This window comes from Streptomyces sp. BA2 (genome assembly GCF_009769735.1).
Classification (GTDB): Bacteria; Actinomycetota; Actinomycetes; order Streptomycetales; family Streptomycetaceae; genus Streptomyces.
Genome location: NZ_WSRO01000002.1, coordinates 5201370 through 5218292, shown reverse-complemented (window position 1 = coordinate 5218292; position 16923 = coordinate 5201370). Strand labels below are relative to the sequence as shown.

Below are 16923 nucleotides of genomic sequence, written 5' to 3'. Positions count from 1 at the left end.
GCACCAATGCGTCAGTGCGTACGAAAAAACTGCGCCCCCCAGGCTAGAACCAGGGGGGCGCAGCTTCCATTCCGGGCCTGCTGAGGCGCTCGGGGTCAGCTCTCGGGGCGGTCCTCCGGGGCCACCTCGATGCCGGTCGCGGGCGGGGCCTCCGTCGCGCCCGCGGTGACCGCGGGCGTGGCGCCGTTCGCACCGTTCGTCAGCGACAGCTCCCGGGGGGAGAGCACCGGCGGGCGGGTCGAGGGCGTGCGACGCGAGGAACCGGTCCACGCCGGGCGGGCCGGGCGCTTCACGATGCCGGCGAAGACCTCGGCGATCTGCTCCTTGTTGAGCGTCTCCTTCTCGAGGAGCTGCAGAACGAGGTTGTCGAGAACGTCGCGGTTCTCGACGAGGATCTCCCAGGCTTCGTTGTGCGCGGTCTCGATGAGCTTCTTGACCTCTTCGTCGACCAGCGCCGCGACCTCTTCGGAGTAGTCACGCGGGTGACCCATCTCGCGGCCGAGGAACGGCTCGGTGTTGTCGCCACCGAACTTGATCGCGCCGAGCCGCTCGGTCATGCCGTACTGCGTGACCATGGCCCGTGCGGTCGCGGTGGCCTTCTCGATGTCGTTCGCCGCGCCCGTCGTCGGGTCGTGGAAGACGAGCTCCTCGGCCGCGCGCCCGCCCAGCATGTACGCGAGCTGGTCGAGCATTTCGTTGCGCGTGGTCGAGTACTTGTCCTCGTCCGGCAGGACCATCGTGTAACCGAGGGCCCGGCCGCGCGACAGGATCGTGATCTTGTGGACCGGGTCCGAGTTCGGAGACGCCGCCGCGACCAGGGCGTGTCCGCCCTCGTGGTACGCGGTGATCTTCTTCTCCTTGTCGGACATGATCCGGGTCCGCTTCTGCGGACCGGCCACGACACGGTCGATCGCCTCGTCGAGCGAGTGGTTGTCGACCAGCTTCTTGTCGCCGCGCGCCGTCAGGAGCGCCGCTTCGTTCAGCACGTTCGCCAGGTCGGCACCGGTGAAGCCCGGCGTACGCCGCGCCACCGCGCCCAGGTCGACGTCCGGGGCGACCGGCTTGCCCTTCTGGTGAACCTTGAGGATCTCCAGACGGCCCTGCATGTCCGGGCGGTCGACCGCGATCTGACGGTCGAAGCGGCCGGGACGCAGGAGCGCCGGGTCGAGGATGTCGGGGCGGTTCGTGGCGGCGATCAGGATGACGCCGCCCTTCACGTCGAAACCGTCCATCTCGACGAGCAGCTGGTTCAGCGTCTGCTCGCGCTCGTCGTGACCGCCGCCCATACCGGCACCGCGGTGCCGGCCGACGGCGTCGATCTCGTCGACGAAGACGATCGCCGGGGCGTTCGCCTTGGCCTGCTCGAAGAGGTCACGCACTCGCGAGGCACCGACACCGACGAACATCTCGACGAAGTCGGAACCGGAGATCGAGTAGAAGGGGACGCCGGCCTCACCCGCGACAGCGCGCGCGAGGAGCGTCTTACCCGTGCCGGGCGGCCCGTACAGGAGCACGCCCTTGGGGATCTTGGCTCCGACGGCCTGGAACTTCGCAGGCTCCTGGAGGAACTCCTTGATCTCGTGGAGCTCCTCGACTGCCTCGTCCGACCCGGCCACATCGGAGAACGTCGTCTTCGGGGTGTCCTTGGTGATCAGCTTGGCCTTGGACTTCCCGAACTGCATGACCCGGGAGCCGCCGCCCTGCATCTGATTCATCAGGAACAGGAAGACAACGACGATGAGTACGAAGGGGAGCAGGGAAAGCAGGATGCCGACGAACGGGTTCTGCTTCGACGGCGAGACGGTGTAACCGTCCGGGATCTGCTTGTCCTGGTACTTGTCCTGCAAGGTCTTGGCGAGGGCGACACCCTGGTCGCCGATGTAGCTCGCCTGGATCTTGCTGCTGTCCTTGACCTTCTGGCCATCCTTGAGCTCGACCTTGATGGTCTGCTCGTCACCGGTGGTGATCTTGGCGGACTCGACCTTGTTGTCGTTGATCGCCTGCACAACCTGGCCGGTGTCCACCGTCTTGTAGCCGCCGGACGAACCGACGACCTGCATCAACACGACCACGGCAAGGACGGCCAGCACGATCCACATGACTGGCCCACGGAAGTATCGCTTCACGTCCATCCATACGGAGCGATGACGCCCCGTCCCTCCTGCCATAGTGAGTTTGATAAAGACTGTTCTTCGGACGGTACCCCAGCATTGTCACCCGAAGCCGCACGGGACGGCTGACAAACCCGTCTTCGCATGCTTCAACGCCGGGAAACGGGTGAGGGTTCCCGGCCGCCTCCGCCGAGTTGGCCGCGAGGGGCCGGGACGACCGGTGATCAGCCGCCGTAGACGTGCGGAGCGAGGGTGCCGACGAACGGCAGGTTGCGGTACTTCTCCGCGTAGTCCAGGCCGTACCCGATGACGAACTCGTTCGGGATGTCGAAGCCGACCCACTCCACGTCGATCGCGACCTTGGCCGCCTCGGGCTTGCGAAGGAGCGTGCACACCTTCAGCGACGCGGGCTCGCGCGAGCCGAGGTTGGAGAGCAGCCAGGACAGCGTCAGACCGGAGTCGATGATGTCCTCGACGATCAGGACGTGCTTGCCCTTGATGTCGGTGTCCAGGTCCTTGAGGATCCGCACCACGCCGGAGGACTGGGTGCCCGCGCCGTACGACGACACGGCCATCCAGTCCATGGTGAGCGGGGTGGACAGCGCACGCGCCAGGTCCGCCATGACCATCACCGCGCCCTTGAGCACACCGACGATCAGCAGGTCCTTGCCCGCGTACTCCGCGTCGATCTTCGCGGCCAGCTCGGCCAGCTTCGCGTCGATCTCTTCCTTGGTGATGAGCACCGACTGAAGGTCGGTGCCCATGTCTTTCGCGTCCACCCGCATCACTTTCGGTCGTCCGTCACACCGGCTGCGTGAGGCCCAGGAGCCCCTCGGTCAACAGCCTTGCCGGATCACCAGTCTGCCACCCTGGCGCTGGGCGACGACTTTGCCCGGGAGATTGATGGCTCCCTGGCCGCGCCAGCCCGTGATCAGCCGGTCGACCTCTTCGAGATGCCGGGCGAACAGCGCACCCGCCGGGGCCCCTGCCTCGATGGCGGCGCGGCGCACGATGCGGCGGCGCACGGCGGGCGGCAGGGCGTAGAGCTTGGCGCACTCCAGGAGTCCCGCGGCGTCGCGCACGGAGGCTTCCGCCTGTGCGGCCCAGTGGTCCAGGGCATCGGCGTCATCCCGGGACAACTGGGCCGTACGGGCGAGTGCTTCCACGACGCCCTTGCCGAGCGCCTTCTCCAGGGCGGGCAGGCCTTCGTGCCGCAGCCGCGAGCGGGTGTAGGCGGGGTCGGTGTTGTGCGGGTCGTCCCAGACGGGCAGCGACTGGACCATGCAGGCCTTGCGGGCGGTCTGCCGGTCGATGTGCAGGAAGGGGCGGCGGTAGCGGCGGTCGGCCCCCGGGCCGCCGGACACGGCCGCCATCCCGGACAGGGAGCGGATGCCGGAGCCGCGGGCGAGACCGAGCAGGACGGTCTCCGCCTGGTCGTCGCGGGTGTGGCCGAGCAGGATCGCGGCGGCGCCGTGGCGGTCCGCGACGGCGTCGAGTGCGCCGTACCTCGCGTCGCGGGCCGCGGCCTCGGGGCCGCCGTCCCGGCCGACGTCGACGGCGACGGACTCGATCGGGTCGAGGCCGAGGGCGGTGAGCCGCGAGACGACCTCGGCTGCGCGCAGAGCGGACCCGTCCTGCAGTCCGTGGTCGACGGTGACGCCGCCGGCGCGGATGCCGAGCTTGGGGGCCTCGAAGGCGAGAGCGGAGGCGAGCGCCATGGAGTCGGCGCCGCCGGAGCAGGCGACCAGCACGAGCGGCGACGTGGCCTGCTCGTGTGGAGGGTGGGAGTGAGCGGAACGTGAGGGGACGTGCTCGGGGCTGCGCTGTGCGTCGGGGCGCTGTAGGGCGGCGCGCTGGGCGTCGTCGGTGCGCTGTACGTCGGTCAGTACGTCGTGGAGTACGCGGCGGACCGCCAGGCGTATCGCCGCGACCGCAGGATGGGGACCCATGTCCGGTTCCCTTCATGAAGTTCGGGGGTGAGCCTCGGACCTGTCACTCAGGACCACACTCGGGAGATCGGGCCTCAGACAGATCCCACGAGATTAGTCACTCAGAGTGTGTCGATGGTGACAGAGCCGAGCCGTTCCCCGAGCATTGCACGCCTACCCATGGCTCACGGTCCCTCGGACGGGTGATTGCGGGGGCGTTCGCATGCCATCGGCCGCAACTCGCTCCCTTACTGCCCTCACTCTCCCTTACGGTGCACCCGCGCGACCCAGTCCGCCGGTTTGGCGATCTCCGACTTGGTGGGCAGCGTGTTCGGCGAAGTCCACACCCGGTTGAAGCCGTCCATTCCGACCTCACCGACGACCGCGCGCACGAAACGCTCGCCGTCCCGGTATTGGCGCAATTTCGCGTCGAGGCCGAGCAGCTTGCGCAGGGCCTGGTCAAGGCGGCTCGCCCCGCGGGCCCTGCGCTGCTGGAACTTCTCCCGGATCTCGCCGACGGAGGGCACCACATCAGGGCCGACTCCATCCATCACGAAGTCGGCATGCCCCTCGAGGAGCGACATGACGGCCGTGAGCCGAGCCAGGATCTCGCGCTGGGCGGGGGTCTGGACCAGCTCCACGATGGAGCGGCCCCCGTCGTCCTCCTCGCCCTCGGGGCGGCCGCCGGCGAGGGACTGGGCGGCTTCCCTGATGCGCTCGAGGACCGTCATCGGGTCGACTTCGGTCTCGGAGAGGAATGACTGGATCTCCCCCTCCAGGTGGTCCCGCAGCCAGGGCACGGCCGAGAACTGGGTGCGGTGCGTCTCCTCGTGCAGGCACACCCAGAGCCTGAAGTCATGGGGGTCCACGTCGAGTTCGCGCTCGACGTGCACGATGTTCGGAGCCACCAGGAGGAGCCTGCCGCCGCCGTGCTCCCCTGCGGGGAGGTCGCGGGTGGCGGGGGCGAAGGTCTCGTACTGCCCGAGGACGCGCGAGGCGAGGAAGGAGAGCAGCATCCCCAGCTCCACGCCGGTGACCTTGCCGCCGACCGCGCCGAGCACGGCACCGCCGGGGCCTCCGGAGCGCCGGTCCTGCATCTTGTCCAGGAGGGGCTTGAGGATCTCCCGGAACCCGGCGACGTTCGCCCGGATCCACCCGGCCCGGTCGACTACGAGCACCGGAGTGTCGTGAATGTCCTCCGTGCCCATCCGGGTGAAGGAACGGACGTGCTCCTCCGAGGACTTCGCATGTTTACGGAGCTCGGCGACGATGGCCCGCGCCTCGTCCCGGCTCACTTCTGGACCCGGCCGAACGAGCCGGGTCGCGGTCGCCACCGCGAGATTCCAGTCGACCATCTCCGCACCACCGATGCTCGTCATGCGTCAACGGTACGTGCTCGACCCCTCCTGCGGAGGGGGTTGAGCCCTGACATTGCCCCACACCGGGCCCGTAGGGGTCAGCACGAAGCAACCACCCCCCCCGGGCCCACCGACAGAACACGCGACGCGAGACACCACCTCACCGGCCGGGGGTACGGGGGTCGCCCCCGGAAGAAAACAGCCAGTCGACCATCTCCGCACCACCGATGCTCGTCATGCGTCAACGGTACGTGCTCGACCCCGCCTACGGAGGGGGTTGAGCCCTGACATTGCCCTAGCCAGGGCCCGTAGGGGTCAACGGGAAGCGATTGCCCCGTGAGGCTGTCACCACCGGGCCGTCGGCACGGCGGCAGGCGCGACTCCGCCCGCAGAGGGGGTGAGGCCGGACCGTCCATCGTCTGCGGCGCCGTCGTGGCTGGTCGCGCAGTTCCCCGCGCCCCTTCGGGGCACGGAGGCCCAGGGGCCCGCTACCTGCAGCCGCACTTCGCCACCGCCGACGCCATCTCGTCCAGTGCCGACTGTGCCGCCTTGGGGTCCGTCGTGCCTGTGGTCATGAAAGCGAAGACCAGGAGGCGGCCCTCCGCGTCCACGACCGTGCCCGCGAGGGTGTTCACGCCCGTCAGGGTGCCGGTCTTGGCGCGTACGACTCCGGTGCCCGGGGAGTCCTTGGGGTAGCGGTCGACCAGCGTGCCCGTGAAGCCCGCCACCGGGAGGCCCGTCACCACGGAGCGCAGTTCCGGGTGGGCGGGGTCGGCGGCTCGGGCCAGGAGCGCGGCGAGCAGCTCGGCCGAGCTGCGGTCCGCGCGGTCCAGGCCACTCCCGTCCGCGAACTTCGCTCCGGACAGGGGGAGTTGGGACTCCTTCAGCTGGGCTTCGATGGCCCTGCCCGCGCCGTCGAAGCTCACCGGCTCCTTGGCGGCGAGCGCCGTCTGGCGGGCCAGCGCCTCGGCGATGTCGTTGTCGCTGTGCGTCAGCATCCGCTCAACGAGCGCCGACAGCGGCGGGGACTCGACCTTGGCGAGGGACTCGGCGCGGTCGGAAGCCTTGGAGGGGCCCGGGTCCTTCTTCTCCTTGGCGCCCGTTCCGGTATCGATGCCCTCCTTCTCCAGGAGGCCCGCGAACTTCTTCGCCGCGTCACCCGCCGGGTCGCCCGAGCGCGGGGCGGGGCCGCTGGAGGAGTCGTCGAGGCGGCCCTCGTCGGCCATCAGGGCGCTGACCAGGGTGAGGTTCTCGTTCGGCCCGATGGGGTGCTGCGGCTCGCCCGAGTAGAGCGAGGTGTCGTACGTCAGGGTCACCTTGTCGGTGCCGCGGTCCTTCAGGGCGCGCGCTGTGTCCTCCGCCAGTTCGCGCAGGCTCGCGGCGCTCCCCGAGTACGGGCCTTCCTTGCGGGCCGTGAGCGTGGGGTCGCCGCCTCCGACGAGGATGACCTCCTTCGAGTCCGGCTCGATGACCGTCTTCGTGGTGATGCGGTGATCCGCCCCCGCCGAGGTCAGCGCGGCGACCGCCGTGGCGACCTTCGTGGTGGAGGCGGGCGTGAGGGCGTCGCCGCCGCCCTTGCCGTACACCCGCCGCCCGGTGCCCGCGTCGATGACGACCGCCGAGCGCTCGGGACCGAGCGCCTTGGCCTTCAGGAGCGGATCGAGGACGCCCGCGAGCGCCTTGCCGTCCGGAGCGGGCACGGAGCCGCCGTGTGCGGACCCCGCGGGCACCCCGAGCCCCCTGAGCACGGAGGGGGCGCTCGGGGCGGCCGCGGGCGCCCGTCCGGACGTACGACCGCCGTGATCTGTACCACCCCCGGCCTCCTGGGAAGCCGCCCAGTCCCGCTCGGCCGTACGCTGACCGGAGGAGTCCCAGGGGCCGGCCGCGGCCACCGCACCGGCCGCGATCGCGAGTCCGACGGTGGCGGCACCCGCCGTGAGCTGCCATGTCTTGAGTTTCGCAGGAGCCTTGAGAGCGGCAGGGATCTTGGGAGCCGGAGGCTTGGGAAGCTGCCGCAGCAGCTTCCCGACTTGCTGCCGGGTCTGTTGCCAAGGCTTGAGCTCGGGCACGACGACCAGCCCCTTTCGCGATCACACATCTGCGTGAGGGACACTTAACCACCCGAAGTATGTGCTGATCATGGAGGAGCCACCCGTGGAGTTCGACGTCACCATCGAGATTCCGAAGGGTTCGCGGAACAAGTACGAGGTGGACCACGAGACCGGCCGGATCCGCTTGGACCGTCGCCTCTTCACGTCGACCAGCTACCCCGCGGACTACGGCTTCGTCGAGAACACCCTCGGCGAGGACGGTGACCCGCTGGACGCTCTCGTCATCCTGGACGAGCCGACCTTCCCGGGCTGCCTCATCAAGTGCCGCGCGATCGGCATGTTCCGGATGACCGACGAGGCGGGCGGCGACGACAAGCTGCTCTGCGTCCCGGCGTCGGACCCGCGCGTGGAGCACCTGCGCGACATCCACCACGTCTCCGAGTTCGACCGCCTGGAGATCCAGCACTTCTTCGAGGTCTACAAGGACCTGGAGCCCGGCAAGTCCGTCGAGGGCGCCGACTGGGTCGGCCGCGCGGACGCCGAGGCCGAGATCGAGAAGTCGTACAAGCGTGCGGAGGCCCAGGGTCACTGAGTGCCCCTGCATCGCCCCTGACGGGCCGCGCGATCTTCACGAAGACCGCGCGGCCCGTTCGCGTATCTGTGCGCATACTGTTCGTACTGGAGGTGCACAAGGTACGTATGTGGGAGCGAGGCAGTGAAAGTGGCTGACCAGGAGGCCGAAGACCGCAAACCACAGTCGGATGAGGCCCGGAGTGCATTCGTTCAGCCCACCGGCGTGATGGCGCAGCCACCGGCACCCGAGGACGAGTCGCAGACGACTTCCGAGTTCGCGATCCCGAACGGCCTGGCGAATCCCTCGTCGACCACGCAGGAGACCGAGAAGTCGGCGTTCACCACGCCGCACACCTACAGCTCCCGCAACGCGCCGCCCGCGTTCACTCCCCCGCACGGCATACCCCTGGTGAAGCTCACCAAGGAGACGCCCTGGCAGGACCAGATGCGCACCATGCTGCGCATGCCGGTCGCCGAACGGCCCACTCCGGAGGCCACCCAGAAGCACGAGGACGAGACCGGCCCCGCCGTGCCGCGCGTGCTCGACCTGACGCTGCGTATCGGCGAGCTGCTGCTCGCGGGCGGCGAGGGCGCCGAGGACGTGGAGGCGGCGATGTTCGCCGTCTGCCGCAGTTACGGCCTGGACCGCTGCGAGCCGACCGTCACGTTCACGCTGCTCTCCATCTCGCACCAGCCGTCCCTGGTGGAAGACCCCGTCACGGCCTCCAGGACGGTGCGCCGCCGAGGCACCGACTACACCCGTCTCGCGGCCGTCTTCCACCTGGTGGACGACATCAGCGACACGGACACCGACGTCTCCCTGGAGGAGGCCTACCGCCGCCTCGCGGGGATCCGCCGTAACCGCCACCCCTACCCCGGCTGGGCCCTGACGGCGGCCAGCGGGCTGCTCGCGGGCTCGGCCTCCGTGCTCGTCGGCGGTGGCGCCCTGGTCTTCCTGGTCGCGGCGTTCGGCGCGATGCTCGGCGACCGTCTCGCCTGGCTGTGCGCGGGCCGCGGTCTTCCGGAGTTCTACCAGTTCGTGGGGGCCGCGATGCCGCCCGCCGCGATGGGCGTCACGCTCAGCCTCGTGCACTCCCAGGAGGTCAACGCCTCCGCGGTGATCACCGGTGGTCTCTTCGCGCTGATCCCCGGAAGAGCGCTGGTGGCCGGCGTCCAGGACGGCCTGACCGGCTACTACATCACGGCGGCGGCGCGCCTCCTGGAGGTCTGCTATCTCGTCGTGGGCATCGTCTGCGGCGTGCTGCTCGTGCTGTCGCTCGGCGTGATGCTCGACGCGACGAGCCTGCAGCCGGAGACGGCGTTCGTGGCGACCGACTCGCGCCCAGTGATCCAGATCCTGGCGTCGATGGCGCTGAGCCTCGCCTTCGCGATACTGCTCCAGCAGGAACGTCACACCGTGCTCATCGTGACCCTCAACGGCGGTATCGCCTGGGTCATGTACGGGGCACTCGCCCAGACGTCGATCGCGCTCTCGCCGGTGGCGGCGACGGCGGTCGCGGCCGGGCTCGTGGGCCTGTTCGGCCAGCTCTTCTCGCGCTACCGCTTCGCTTCTTCACTGCCGTACGTCACCGCGGCGATCGGCCCGCTGCTGCCCGGTAGCGCCACGTACTTCGGTCTGCTCGCCCTGGCCCAGAACGACATGAACACGGGCATCAACTCGCTCACCAAGGCGGCGGCGACGGCCCTTGCCATCGCGATCGGCGTGAACCTGGGCAGCGAGGTCTCGCGGATGATCCTCAAGATCCCGGGCGCCACCACGGCGGCGAACCGCCGTGCGGCGAAGCGGACCCGAGGCTTCTGACCCCGGATCCACCGGCCGTATCGGGGGCTTCGCCCCCCGCCCCCCAGTCCTCAAACGCCGGACGGGCTGATTTTCTCTACCGCTTCGCGTGCCGCCCGCGTGCCGCCGGGGTCGCCCCGGGGGCCTCGCCCTCGGCCGCGGCCGACTTCTTGGACTTGCTGCGCGCCCGCAGGAACTCGATCACGATCGGCACCACCGAGATCAGGACGATCAGGATGAGGATCGCCTCGATGTTCTTGTGCACGAAGTCGACGTTGCCGAGCCACGCGCCGAGCAGCGTCACGCCGGCGCCCCAGAGGATGCCGCCGATGATGTTGAACGTGATGAACGAGCGGTACCGCATGCCGCTGACGCCCGCGATGATCGGCGTGAACGTCCGCACGATGGGCACGAAGCGGGCCAGGACCAGGGACTTCGGGCCGTACTTCTCGAAGAACTCGTGCGCCTTGACCACGTTCTCCTGCTTGAACAGCTTGGAGTCCGGGCGGTTGAAGAGCGCGGGGCCGACCTTCTTGCCGAAGAGGTAGCCCGCCTGGTCGCCGAGGATCGCGGCGATGCAGATGAGGACGACACAGAGCCAGAGCGGGAAGTCGAGCTGCTTCGTCGTGATCAGCAGGCCCGTCGTGAACAGCAGCGAGTCACCCGGCAGGAAGAAGCCGATGAGCAGGCCCGACTCGGCGAAGACGATCGCGAGCAGACCCCAGACCCCGAACGTGTTCAGGAGGTAATCCGGATCCAGCCAGCTTGGTCCGAGCGCAAGCGTCGTCACGGTTCGGGGCTCCTGTGGGTGAGAGGGCGATGCGGCGGGGGGATGGCCGCCCAAAGCTATCAACGCGGGGTGTCGTGCCCAGGTTCCACTGTTCTCCCCAGGGTGCACTGTGCGTGTTCTGGGGCAAAGCTGTGTGCCATGGGTATCGATGACTTCGGCGGTGGCACCGACCCGCACTCCGACGTACTGGTCGTGACGACGAACGACGTACCGGGCTACCGCGTACAACAGGTTATCGGTGAGGTCTTCGGCCTCACCGTTCGCTCCCGGCACTTGGGCAGCCAGATCGGCGCGGGCCTCAAGTCCATGATCGGCGGCGAGCTGAAGGGCCTCACGAAAACGCTGGTGGAGACCCGCAACCAAGCGATGGAGCGCCTCATCGAGCAGGCACGCGCGCGTGGCGGCAACGCGGTCCTGATGATGCGCTTCGACGTCACCGAGGCCGCGGACGTGGGCACTGAGGTGTGCGCGTACGGCACGGCGGTCGTGATCACCCGGGAGTGACCCCATGGGTAAGGGGCGCCCACCGGCGCCCACCCATGGCGGACGCCCCTTACCGGCACTCCCCTCAGCCGTTCCGCGCCGCGTTCGCCACGATCGCGTCCCGCATATAGACCGCGAGCCCCGGCCGGATCGCCTCGTAGGTGGCCGTGAACCGCTCGTCCGCCACGTACATCTCGCCGAGGCAGGTGTGGAGCTCGTGCGGGCAGGTGTAGTGGAAGCGCGTGATGAAACGGCGGTGTTCCTCCGCGACGTCCATCGCCTCCACTGAGTCCGCGGCCAGGCCCTGGGCAAGCAGGTCGCCCATGCGCGCGTGCACCGCGGAGAACTCGTCGTTGATCCGCTGCCAGTCCTCCTTGGTGTACGAGGCGGCCTTGCGCTGCGATTCCTTGTAGGCGTCGGTGTCGCCCCAGCGGCGCTCCACCTCGTCCGCGTACTGGTCGGGGTCGTGGTCCCCGAAGACCTCGAACTTCTCCTCGGGCGTGAGGTTGATGCCCATCTTCTTCGCCTCCATGGCGGTCTCGACGGCGGCGGCCATCTCCTGGAGCTTGGTGATCCTGGCGGACAGCAATTCGTGCTGACGGTGCAGGTGCACCCACAGGTCCGTCTCCGGGTCGTCCAGGAGGGCCGCCACCTCGTCGAGGGGGAAGCCGAGCTCCCGGTAGAACAGGATCTGCTGCAGCCGGTCCAGGTCGCCGTCGCTGTAGCGCCGGTGGCCCGCGTGGCTGCGCTCGCTGGGCACGAGCAGGCCGATCTCGTCGTAGTGGTGCAGCGTGCGCACCGTCACTCCGGCGAAACCGGCGACCTGTCCCACGGAGTAGCTCATGGCTTCCGCCTCTCTCTCGGTACGCGCCTCAGCCTGGGTCCTCACGTCACGTGAGGTGCAAGTGCGGACCCCGGCAGCCGCCCATATCCTCGCCAGCAGGAGGCATGAAAGCCCCGTACAGGGACAAAAGGAGACCGCCCATGCCGCTCCACCGCAGCGAGGACCCGAAAGGCGGCTCCAAGGAGCGCACCCTGGCGGTGAACCCCTTCTACGGAGAGGCCAACCCGGTCAGCGGCATGACCGAGGCCCCGCCCAAGCACCGCCTCCCCGACGGGCCGCTGCCGCCCACGACGGCGTACCAGTTGGTGCACGACGAGCTGATGCTGGACGGCAACTCACGGCTCAACCTCGCCACCTTCGTCACGACGTGGATGGAGCCGCAGGCCGGCGTCCTCATGACGGAGTGCCGGGACAAGAACATGATCGACAAGGACGAGTACCCGCACACCGCCGAGCTGGAGCGGCGCTGCGTGGCCATGCTCGCCGACCTGTGGCACGCGCCGGACCCGTCGGGCGCGGTCGGCTGCTCGACGACGGGGTCGAGCGAGGCGTGCATGCTCGCCGGGATGGCCCTCAAGCGCCGCTGGGCCAAGGACGAGCGGAACCGCGACCGCTATCCATCGCCCACCGCACGCCCGAACCTCGTCATGGGCGTCAACGTCCAGGTCTGCTGGGAGAAGTTCTGCAACTTCTGGGAGGTCGAGGCGCGCCAGGTCCCCATGGAGGGCGACCGCTTCCACCTCGACCCGGTGGCCGCCGCCGAGCTCTGCGACGAGAACACGATCGGCGTCGTGGCCGTGCTCGGCTCCACGTTCGACGGGTCGTACGAGCCGGTGGCCGAGCTCTGCGCGGCCCTCGACGACCTCCAGGAGCGCACCGGGCTCGACATCCCCGTGCACGTCGACGGCGCGTCCGGCGCGATGGTGGCGCCCTTCATCGACGAGGACCTGGAGTGGGACTTCCGGCTGCCGAGGGTCGCCTCGATCAACACGTCGGGCCACAAGTACGGCCTGGTCTATCCGGGCGTCGGCTGGGCGCTGTGGCGGGAGGCGGACGCGCTGCCGGACGAGCTGGTCTTCCGGGTGAACTATCTCGGCGGTGACATGCCGACGTTCGCGCTGAACTTCTCCCGCCCCGGCGCGCAGGTCGCCGCCCAGTACTACACGTTCCTGCGCCTGGGCCGCGAGGGCTTCCGCGCCGTCCAGCAGGCGGCCAGGGACGTCGCCCGCGGCCTCGCGGACCGCATCGAGGCGCTTGGCGACTTCCGGCTGATCACCCGCGGGGACCAGCTGCCGGTGTTCGCCTTCACGACGCGGGACGACGTGAAGGCGTACGACGTCTTCGACGTGTCCCGGCGCCTTCGCGAGCGCGGCTGGCGGGTCCCCGCGTACACCTTCCCGGCCCACCGCGAGGATCTGGCGGTCCTCCGCGTGGTCTGCCGCAACGGCTTCACGGCCGACCTCGCGGAGCTCTTCCTGGCGGATCTGAGCAGCCTGGTGCCCGAACTGCGGCAGCAGCCGCACCCCTTCACACGGGACAGAGATGCGGCCACAGGGTTCCACCACTAGGGGCACTCAGGGAGCGCGGCTACTTGCTGAGCCCCCCGAACCTCCGCACCGCCAGCGGCATGAACACCCCCACGAGCACCAGGGGCCCCACCACGGCAAGGAGCCCCGCGTGCTCGGCGGCCCATGAAGTGCCCACCACCCCGGGGTCGTTGCCGAACAGGTCACGCACCGCCGTCGCCGTCGCCGACATCGGGTTCCACTCGACCGTCGCGCCGAGCCAGCCCGGCATGTTCTGCGGGACCGTGAAGGCGTTGGAGAGGAAGCCGACCGGCCAGACGAGGATCTGCACGGCCATCACCAGCTCCGGCTTGCCCGCGACCATCGCCAGGTGGATGCCGATCCACAGCATCGCGAACCGCAGCAGGAGCAGCAGGCCCACCGCGCCGAGCGCCGCCCCGAACGAGCCGTGCCAGCGCCAGCCGATCGCGAGTCCGACGCCGATCATGACGATCAGCGAGACGAGCGACTGCAGCATGTCCGCGACCGAACGGCCCACCAGGACCGCGCCGTTGGTCATCGGCATGGACCGGAAGCGGTCGATCACGCCCTTGTTGAGGTCCTGCGTGACGGCGACCATCGTCGCGTCCAGACCGAAGGTCATGGTCAGCGCGAACATGCCGGGCACGAGGAACTCGGCGTAGCCGCCCGCGATGCCCTTTCCGCCGCCGATCAGGTAGTTGAACATCAGCAGGAACATCACCGGGAAGGCCAGGCCGACGAGCACCTGCACGGGCTGCCGTGCCCAGTGGGCGAGTTCGCGTCGCGTCATGGTCCATGAGTCGATCGCGGCCCACTTGGCGGGCGTGCCACCCACCGCCGGTGTACGGCTGATCGTCATCGTGCTCACACGGCCTCCTTCGCATGTTCCTGCGTACGTTCCTGGTCGTCCGCGGGGCCCGTCAGGCGCAGGAACACCTCGTCCAGGGTCGGCCTGCGCACCGCGACGTCCTCGGCCTCGACACCGGCGTCCCGCAAGGCCTGTACGACCCCGGTGAGCGCCTCCATGCGGTCCGCCACCGGCGCGCTGGCCAGACGCCGGTCCGCGTCCGTCGTGGCTTCGCCGGGCAAGAGGCGTGCCGCGAGCTCCAGTTGGGCCGCGTCCCGCACCACCACGTCGATCCGGTCACCGCCCGTCTTCGACTTCAGCTCGTCCGCCGTGCCGTCCGCGATGACCCGGCCCCGGTCGATCACCGAGATGCGGTGGGCGAGCTGGTCCGCCTCTTCGAGGTACTGCGTGGTGAGCAGCACCGTCGTGCCGCCGTCGACCAGCGAGCGCACCGCCTCCCAGACCTCCGTGCGGCCCCGGGGGTCGAGCCCGGTCGTCGGCTCGTCCAGGAACAGCACGTCGGGCTCCGTGATGAGCGAGGCCGCGAGGTCAAGGCGGCGCCGCATGCCGCCGCTGTACTGCTTGACCGCCTTGCGGCCGGTGTCCCCGAGTCCGAACCGCTCCAGGAGCTCATCGGCCCGCACGCGCGCGTGCCGCGCGCCCAGGTGGTAGAGCCGCCCGAACATCTCCAGGTTCTGCCGGCCGCTCAACTCCTCGTCCAGCGCGGCGTGCTGGCCGAGCAGGCCGATGCGCCTGCGCACCTCGTCCGGCTGCCTGCGCACGTCGTACCCGGCCACCTCCACCCGGCCCTCGTCCGCCCGCAGCAGCGTGGCGAGCACCCTCACGGCGGTGGTCTTGCCCGCGCCGTTCGGTCCGAGCATGCCGTGCACCGTGCCGCGCCCGACCGTCAGGTCAAGGCCGTCAAGGGCCCACTTCTCCCCGTACCGCTTCCGTGCGCCCTCGACGACGATCGCGTCCGTCATCCGTCTCCCTCCGAGCCCCTGCCACCCCGTAGTCAAACTTGACTACGGGCCCAACGCGAAGGAAGGTATCCCCGAATCCGGGATTAGTCAAACTTGATCAGTAGAGCCCCTTCACGGGTCAGAGATCGTCCCCCGCGTGCGGCTCCCCGGCCCCGAACGGGTTCTCCTCACCCTCGGCGAGGATGCCGACGAACGGCTCGCCCTCACCCGCGAACGTGTACGCACCGCCCTCGATCCGCTTGATCAGGCCGCGCGTCCACTCCACGCCCCCGTCGGCCGTGTGGACCCAGAGGTTCATGATCTCGCCGATGTGCCCGAGCTGCTCCGGGCCGTCCTCGGGGATGTAGTACTCCGTGACGGATCTGCGCCACTCCTCGATGCCCCGCACCCGCTGCTTCAGCAGATCGACCGCCTCGCCGCGGGGCAGGTCGACGATGAAGCCGAGGGCCGCCGAGAGCATGTCGGTCCGCTGGTCGTACGAGACCAGGTTGGCCCGGAGCAAGTTCAGATACTCCTCGGTGCCCGCCTCCGTGATCTCGTACTCCGTGCGCGGCGGGCCGCCCGCGGTCGACGGGGCGACCTCGTGCGCGAGCAGCAGGCCCTGCTTGGCCATCTGCTTCAGCGCGTGGTAGATCGAGCCGGGCTTGGCGTTGGACCACTCGTGGGCGCCCCAGTACTCCAGGTCGTTGCGCACCTGATAGCCGTGGGCCCGCCCGTGCTGCCGGACGGCGCCGAGGACAAGGAGTCGGATCGCCGACATCAAAGCCACCTCCTTCTAATCAATTTTGATTAGAGTAGCCGTATGGCCGAGACAATGATCCCCCTGCTCCCCTGCCACCAGCTCGACGAGACACTCGACTTCTACAAGGCCGTCGGCTTCGAGGTGACCTATCACCAAAAGGCGCCCAATCCGCACGCCGTGGTCCGGCGCGACGACATGGAGCTGCAGTTCTTCCAGCTCAAGGGCTACGACCCGCAGGCCTCCTACAGCACCTGCTACGTCCTGACCGACCGCGTCGACGCCCTCCACGAGGCCTTCCGTGCCGGGCTCAAGCAGGCCCTCGGACGGATACCGACCCGCGGCCTGCCCCGGATCGGGTCCGTGAGGGACATGAGCTACGGCGTACGGCAGTTCCTGATGACGGACCCGGCGGGCAACTGCGTCCGCATCGGGCAGCCCATCGCCGACTCCTTCGAGCACGCCCCGGTGCCGAAGGAGAGGTACGCGCGCGCCCTGCACCAGGCCACACTCCTGGGCGCGTCCAAGGAGGACCACGCGGCGGCGGTCCGCATCATCGACCACGCGCTCGCCGCCGACGGCACCCCCACCCCGCAGCAACTCCAGGAGCTCCACGCGCTGCGGGCGGAGATGGCCGCGCACCTCGGCGAGGGGCCCGAGCCCGGCTAGCCCCAGCTCTCCTCGACCTCCGCGACGTGCTTGAGCAGTCCGGAGAGCGAGAGCTCGGCGTCGAGAAAGGCGAGCAGCGCGCCGCGCTCGTCGCCGGGGGCCTCTGCGTTGACGTGGGTGACCATGGGGTCCGCCTCTCGGAGCCTGCGACCCTGTGGAGCCTGCCGGGCTTTCCGACACCACTGACGTTACGGACCCT

15 protein-coding genes and 1 pseudogene are annotated in these 16923 nt (G+C 69.4%); 5 read left to right on the top strand and 11 right to left on the bottom strand.

Annotated elements, in window-relative coordinates; all coding sequences use genetic code 11:
- Positions 1-95 precede the first annotated feature (95 nt).
- The 5 genes from ftsH to dacB form a co-directional block, all read right to left on the bottom strand.
- Positions 96-2132: an ATP-dependent zinc metalloprotease FtsH gene (gene ftsH / locus E5671_RS26300; protein ID WP_160506388.1), complete on the bottom strand. Its 2037-nt coding sequence runs from the start codon at positions 2130-2132 to the stop codon at positions 96-98.
- A 203-nt stretch (positions 2133-2335) separates the two neighbouring features.
- Positions 2336-2896, bottom strand: coding sequence for a hypoxanthine phosphoribosyltransferase (hpt, locus tag E5671_RS26295; protein ID WP_135330538.1), 561 nt, complete (start codon positions 2894-2896; stop codon positions 2336-2338).
- A gap of 51 nt (positions 2897-2947) precedes the next feature.
- Entirely contained in the window at positions 2948-4060 is a 1113-nt protein-coding gene (gene tilS, locus E5671_RS26290) for a tRNA lysidine(34) synthetase TilS (RefSeq protein ID WP_160506387.1), read from the bottom strand.
- Between the two features lie 236 nt (positions 4061-4296).
- Entirely contained in the window at positions 4297-5418 is a 1122-nt protein-coding gene (locus tag E5671_RS26285) for a zinc-dependent metalloprotease (RefSeq protein ID WP_160506386.1), read from the bottom strand.
- A 467-nt stretch (positions 5419-5885) separates the two neighbouring features.
- The gene (dacB, locus tag E5671_RS26280; protein ID WP_160506385.1) at positions 5886-7466 is read right to left on the bottom strand and encodes a D-alanyl-D-alanine carboxypeptidase/D-alanyl-D-alanine endopeptidase; all 1581 of its coding nucleotides are present in this window, start codon (positions 7464-7466) and stop codon (positions 5886-5888) included.
- Between the two features lie 85 nt (positions 7467-7551).
- Between dacB and E5671_RS26275 the strand changes: the two genes are divergently transcribed.
- Entirely contained in the window at positions 7552-8040 is a 489-nt protein-coding gene (locus E5671_RS26275) for an inorganic diphosphatase (protein ID WP_135330561.1), read from the top strand.
- A 129-nt stretch (positions 8041-8169) separates the two neighbouring features.
- Positions 8170-9843: a threonine/serine ThrE exporter family protein gene (locus E5671_RS26270; RefSeq protein WP_443032699.1), complete on the top strand. Its 1674-nt coding sequence runs from the start codon at positions 8170-8172 to the stop codon at positions 9841-9843.
- A 100-nt stretch (positions 9844-9943) separates the two neighbouring features.
- Here the strand turns inward: E5671_RS26270 and E5671_RS26265 are convergent.
- Positions 9944-10612, bottom strand: a pseudogene (locus tag E5671_RS26265) (DedA family protein); the annotation flags it as partial.
- Positions 10613-10750: 138 nt separating this feature from the next.
- On the opposite strand from E5671_RS26265, the gene E5671_RS26260 reads away from it, so the two are divergent.
- The gene (locus E5671_RS26260; protein ID WP_160506382.1) at positions 10751-11116 is read left to right on the top strand and encodes a YbjQ family protein; all 366 of its coding nucleotides are present in this window, start codon (positions 10751-10753) and stop codon (positions 11114-11116) included.
- Between the two features lie 64 nt (positions 11117-11180).
- Here the strand turns inward: E5671_RS26260 and E5671_RS26255 are convergent, their stop codons facing one another.
- On the bottom strand, positions 11181-11939 hold the full coding sequence (locus E5671_RS26255) for a MerR family transcriptional regulator (RefSeq protein ID WP_160506381.1): 759 nt from the start codon (positions 11937-11939) through the stop codon (positions 11181-11183).
- A gap of 140 nt (positions 11940-12079) precedes the next feature.
- On the opposite strand from E5671_RS26255, the gene E5671_RS26250 reads away from it, so the two are divergent.
- Positions 12080-13507, top strand: a complete 1428-nt coding sequence (locus tag E5671_RS26250) for a glutamate decarboxylase (protein ID WP_160506380.1) — start codon at positions 12080-12082, stop codon at positions 13505-13507.
- A gap of 19 nt (positions 13508-13526) precedes the next feature.
- On the opposite strand, the gene E5671_RS26245 is transcribed toward E5671_RS26250, so the two are convergent.
- From E5671_RS26245 to E5671_RS26235, 3 genes are all read right to left on the bottom strand, one after another.
- Positions 13527-14345: an ABC transporter permease gene (locus E5671_RS26245; RefSeq protein ID WP_160510423.1), complete on the bottom strand. Its 819-nt coding sequence runs from the start codon at positions 14343-14345 to the stop codon at positions 13527-13529.
- Between the two features lie 5 nt (positions 14346-14350).
- Positions 14351-15316: an ATP-binding cassette domain-containing protein gene (locus E5671_RS26240; protein ID WP_160506379.1), complete on the bottom strand. Its 966-nt coding sequence runs from the start codon at positions 15314-15316 to the stop codon at positions 14351-14353.
- A 118-nt stretch (positions 15317-15434) separates the two neighbouring features.
- The gene (locus E5671_RS26235) at positions 15435-16076 is read right to left on the bottom strand and encodes a PadR family transcriptional regulator (protein ID WP_160506378.1); all 642 of its coding nucleotides are present in this window, start codon (positions 16074-16076) and stop codon (positions 15435-15437) included.
- A gap of 42 nt (positions 16077-16118) precedes the next feature.
- Here E5671_RS26235 and E5671_RS26230 point away from each other — a divergent pair, with 42 nt between their 5' ends.
- A complete protein-coding gene (locus E5671_RS26230; protein WP_160506377.1) occupies positions 16119-16724 on the top strand; it encodes a bleomycin resistance protein in 606 nt (201 codons plus the stop codon).
- Here the strand turns inward: E5671_RS26230 and E5671_RS46420 are convergent.
- Complete coding sequence (locus E5671_RS46420) at positions 16721-16849, bottom strand: DUF664 domain-containing protein (protein WP_237330990.1); 129 nt, start codon at positions 16847-16849, stop codon at positions 16721-16723. The genes E5671_RS26230 and E5671_RS46420 overlap by 4 nt on opposite strands.
- Positions 16850-16923 lie beyond the last annotated feature (74 nt).

Bases quoted from the DNA above. Each gene is read 5' to 3' on its own strand.
- ftsH (WP_160506388.1), bottom strand. From the start codon at position 2,132: ATGGACGTGAAGCGATACTTCCGTGGGCCAGTCATGTGGATCGTGCTG.
- hpt (WP_135330538.1), bottom strand. From the start codon at position 2,896: ATGCGGGTGGACGCGAAAGACATGGGCACCGACCTTCAGTCGGTGCTC.
- tilS (WP_160506387.1), bottom strand. From the start codon at position 4,060: ATGGGTCCCCATCCTGCGGTCGCGGCGATACGCCTGGCGGTCCGCCGC.
- E5671_RS26285 (WP_160506386.1), bottom strand. From the start codon at position 5,418: ATGACGAGCATCGGTGGTGCGGAGATGGTCGACTGGAATCTCGCGGTG.
- E5671_RS26260 (WP_160506382.1), top strand. From the start codon at position 10,751: ATGGGTATCGATGACTTCGGCGGTGGCACCGACCCGCACTCCGACGTA.
- E5671_RS26255 (WP_160506381.1), bottom strand. From the start codon at position 11,939: ATGAGCTACTCCGTGGGACAGGTCGCCGGTTTCGCCGGAGTGACGGTG.
- E5671_RS26250 (WP_160506380.1), top strand. From the start codon at position 12,080: ATGCCGCTCCACCGCAGCGAGGACCCGAAAGGCGGCTCCAAGGAGCGC.
- E5671_RS26245 (WP_160510423.1), bottom strand. From the start codon at position 14,345: ATGACGATCAGCCGTACACCGGCGGTGGGTGGCACGCCCGCCAAGTGG.
- E5671_RS26240 (WP_160506379.1), bottom strand. From the start codon at position 15,316: ATGACGGACGCGATCGTCGTCGAGGGCGCACGGAAGCGGTACGGGGAG.
- E5671_RS26235 (WP_160506378.1), bottom strand. From the start codon at position 16,076: ATGTCGGCGATCCGACTCCTTGTCCTCGGCGCCGTCCGGCAGCACGGG.
- E5671_RS26230 (WP_160506377.1), top strand. From the start codon at position 16,119: ATGGCCGAGACAATGATCCCCCTGCTCCCCTGCCACCAGCTCGACGAG.
- E5671_RS46420 (WP_237330990.1), bottom strand. From the start codon at position 16,849: ATGGTCACCCACGTCAACGCAGAGGCCCCCGGCGACGAGCGCGGCGCG.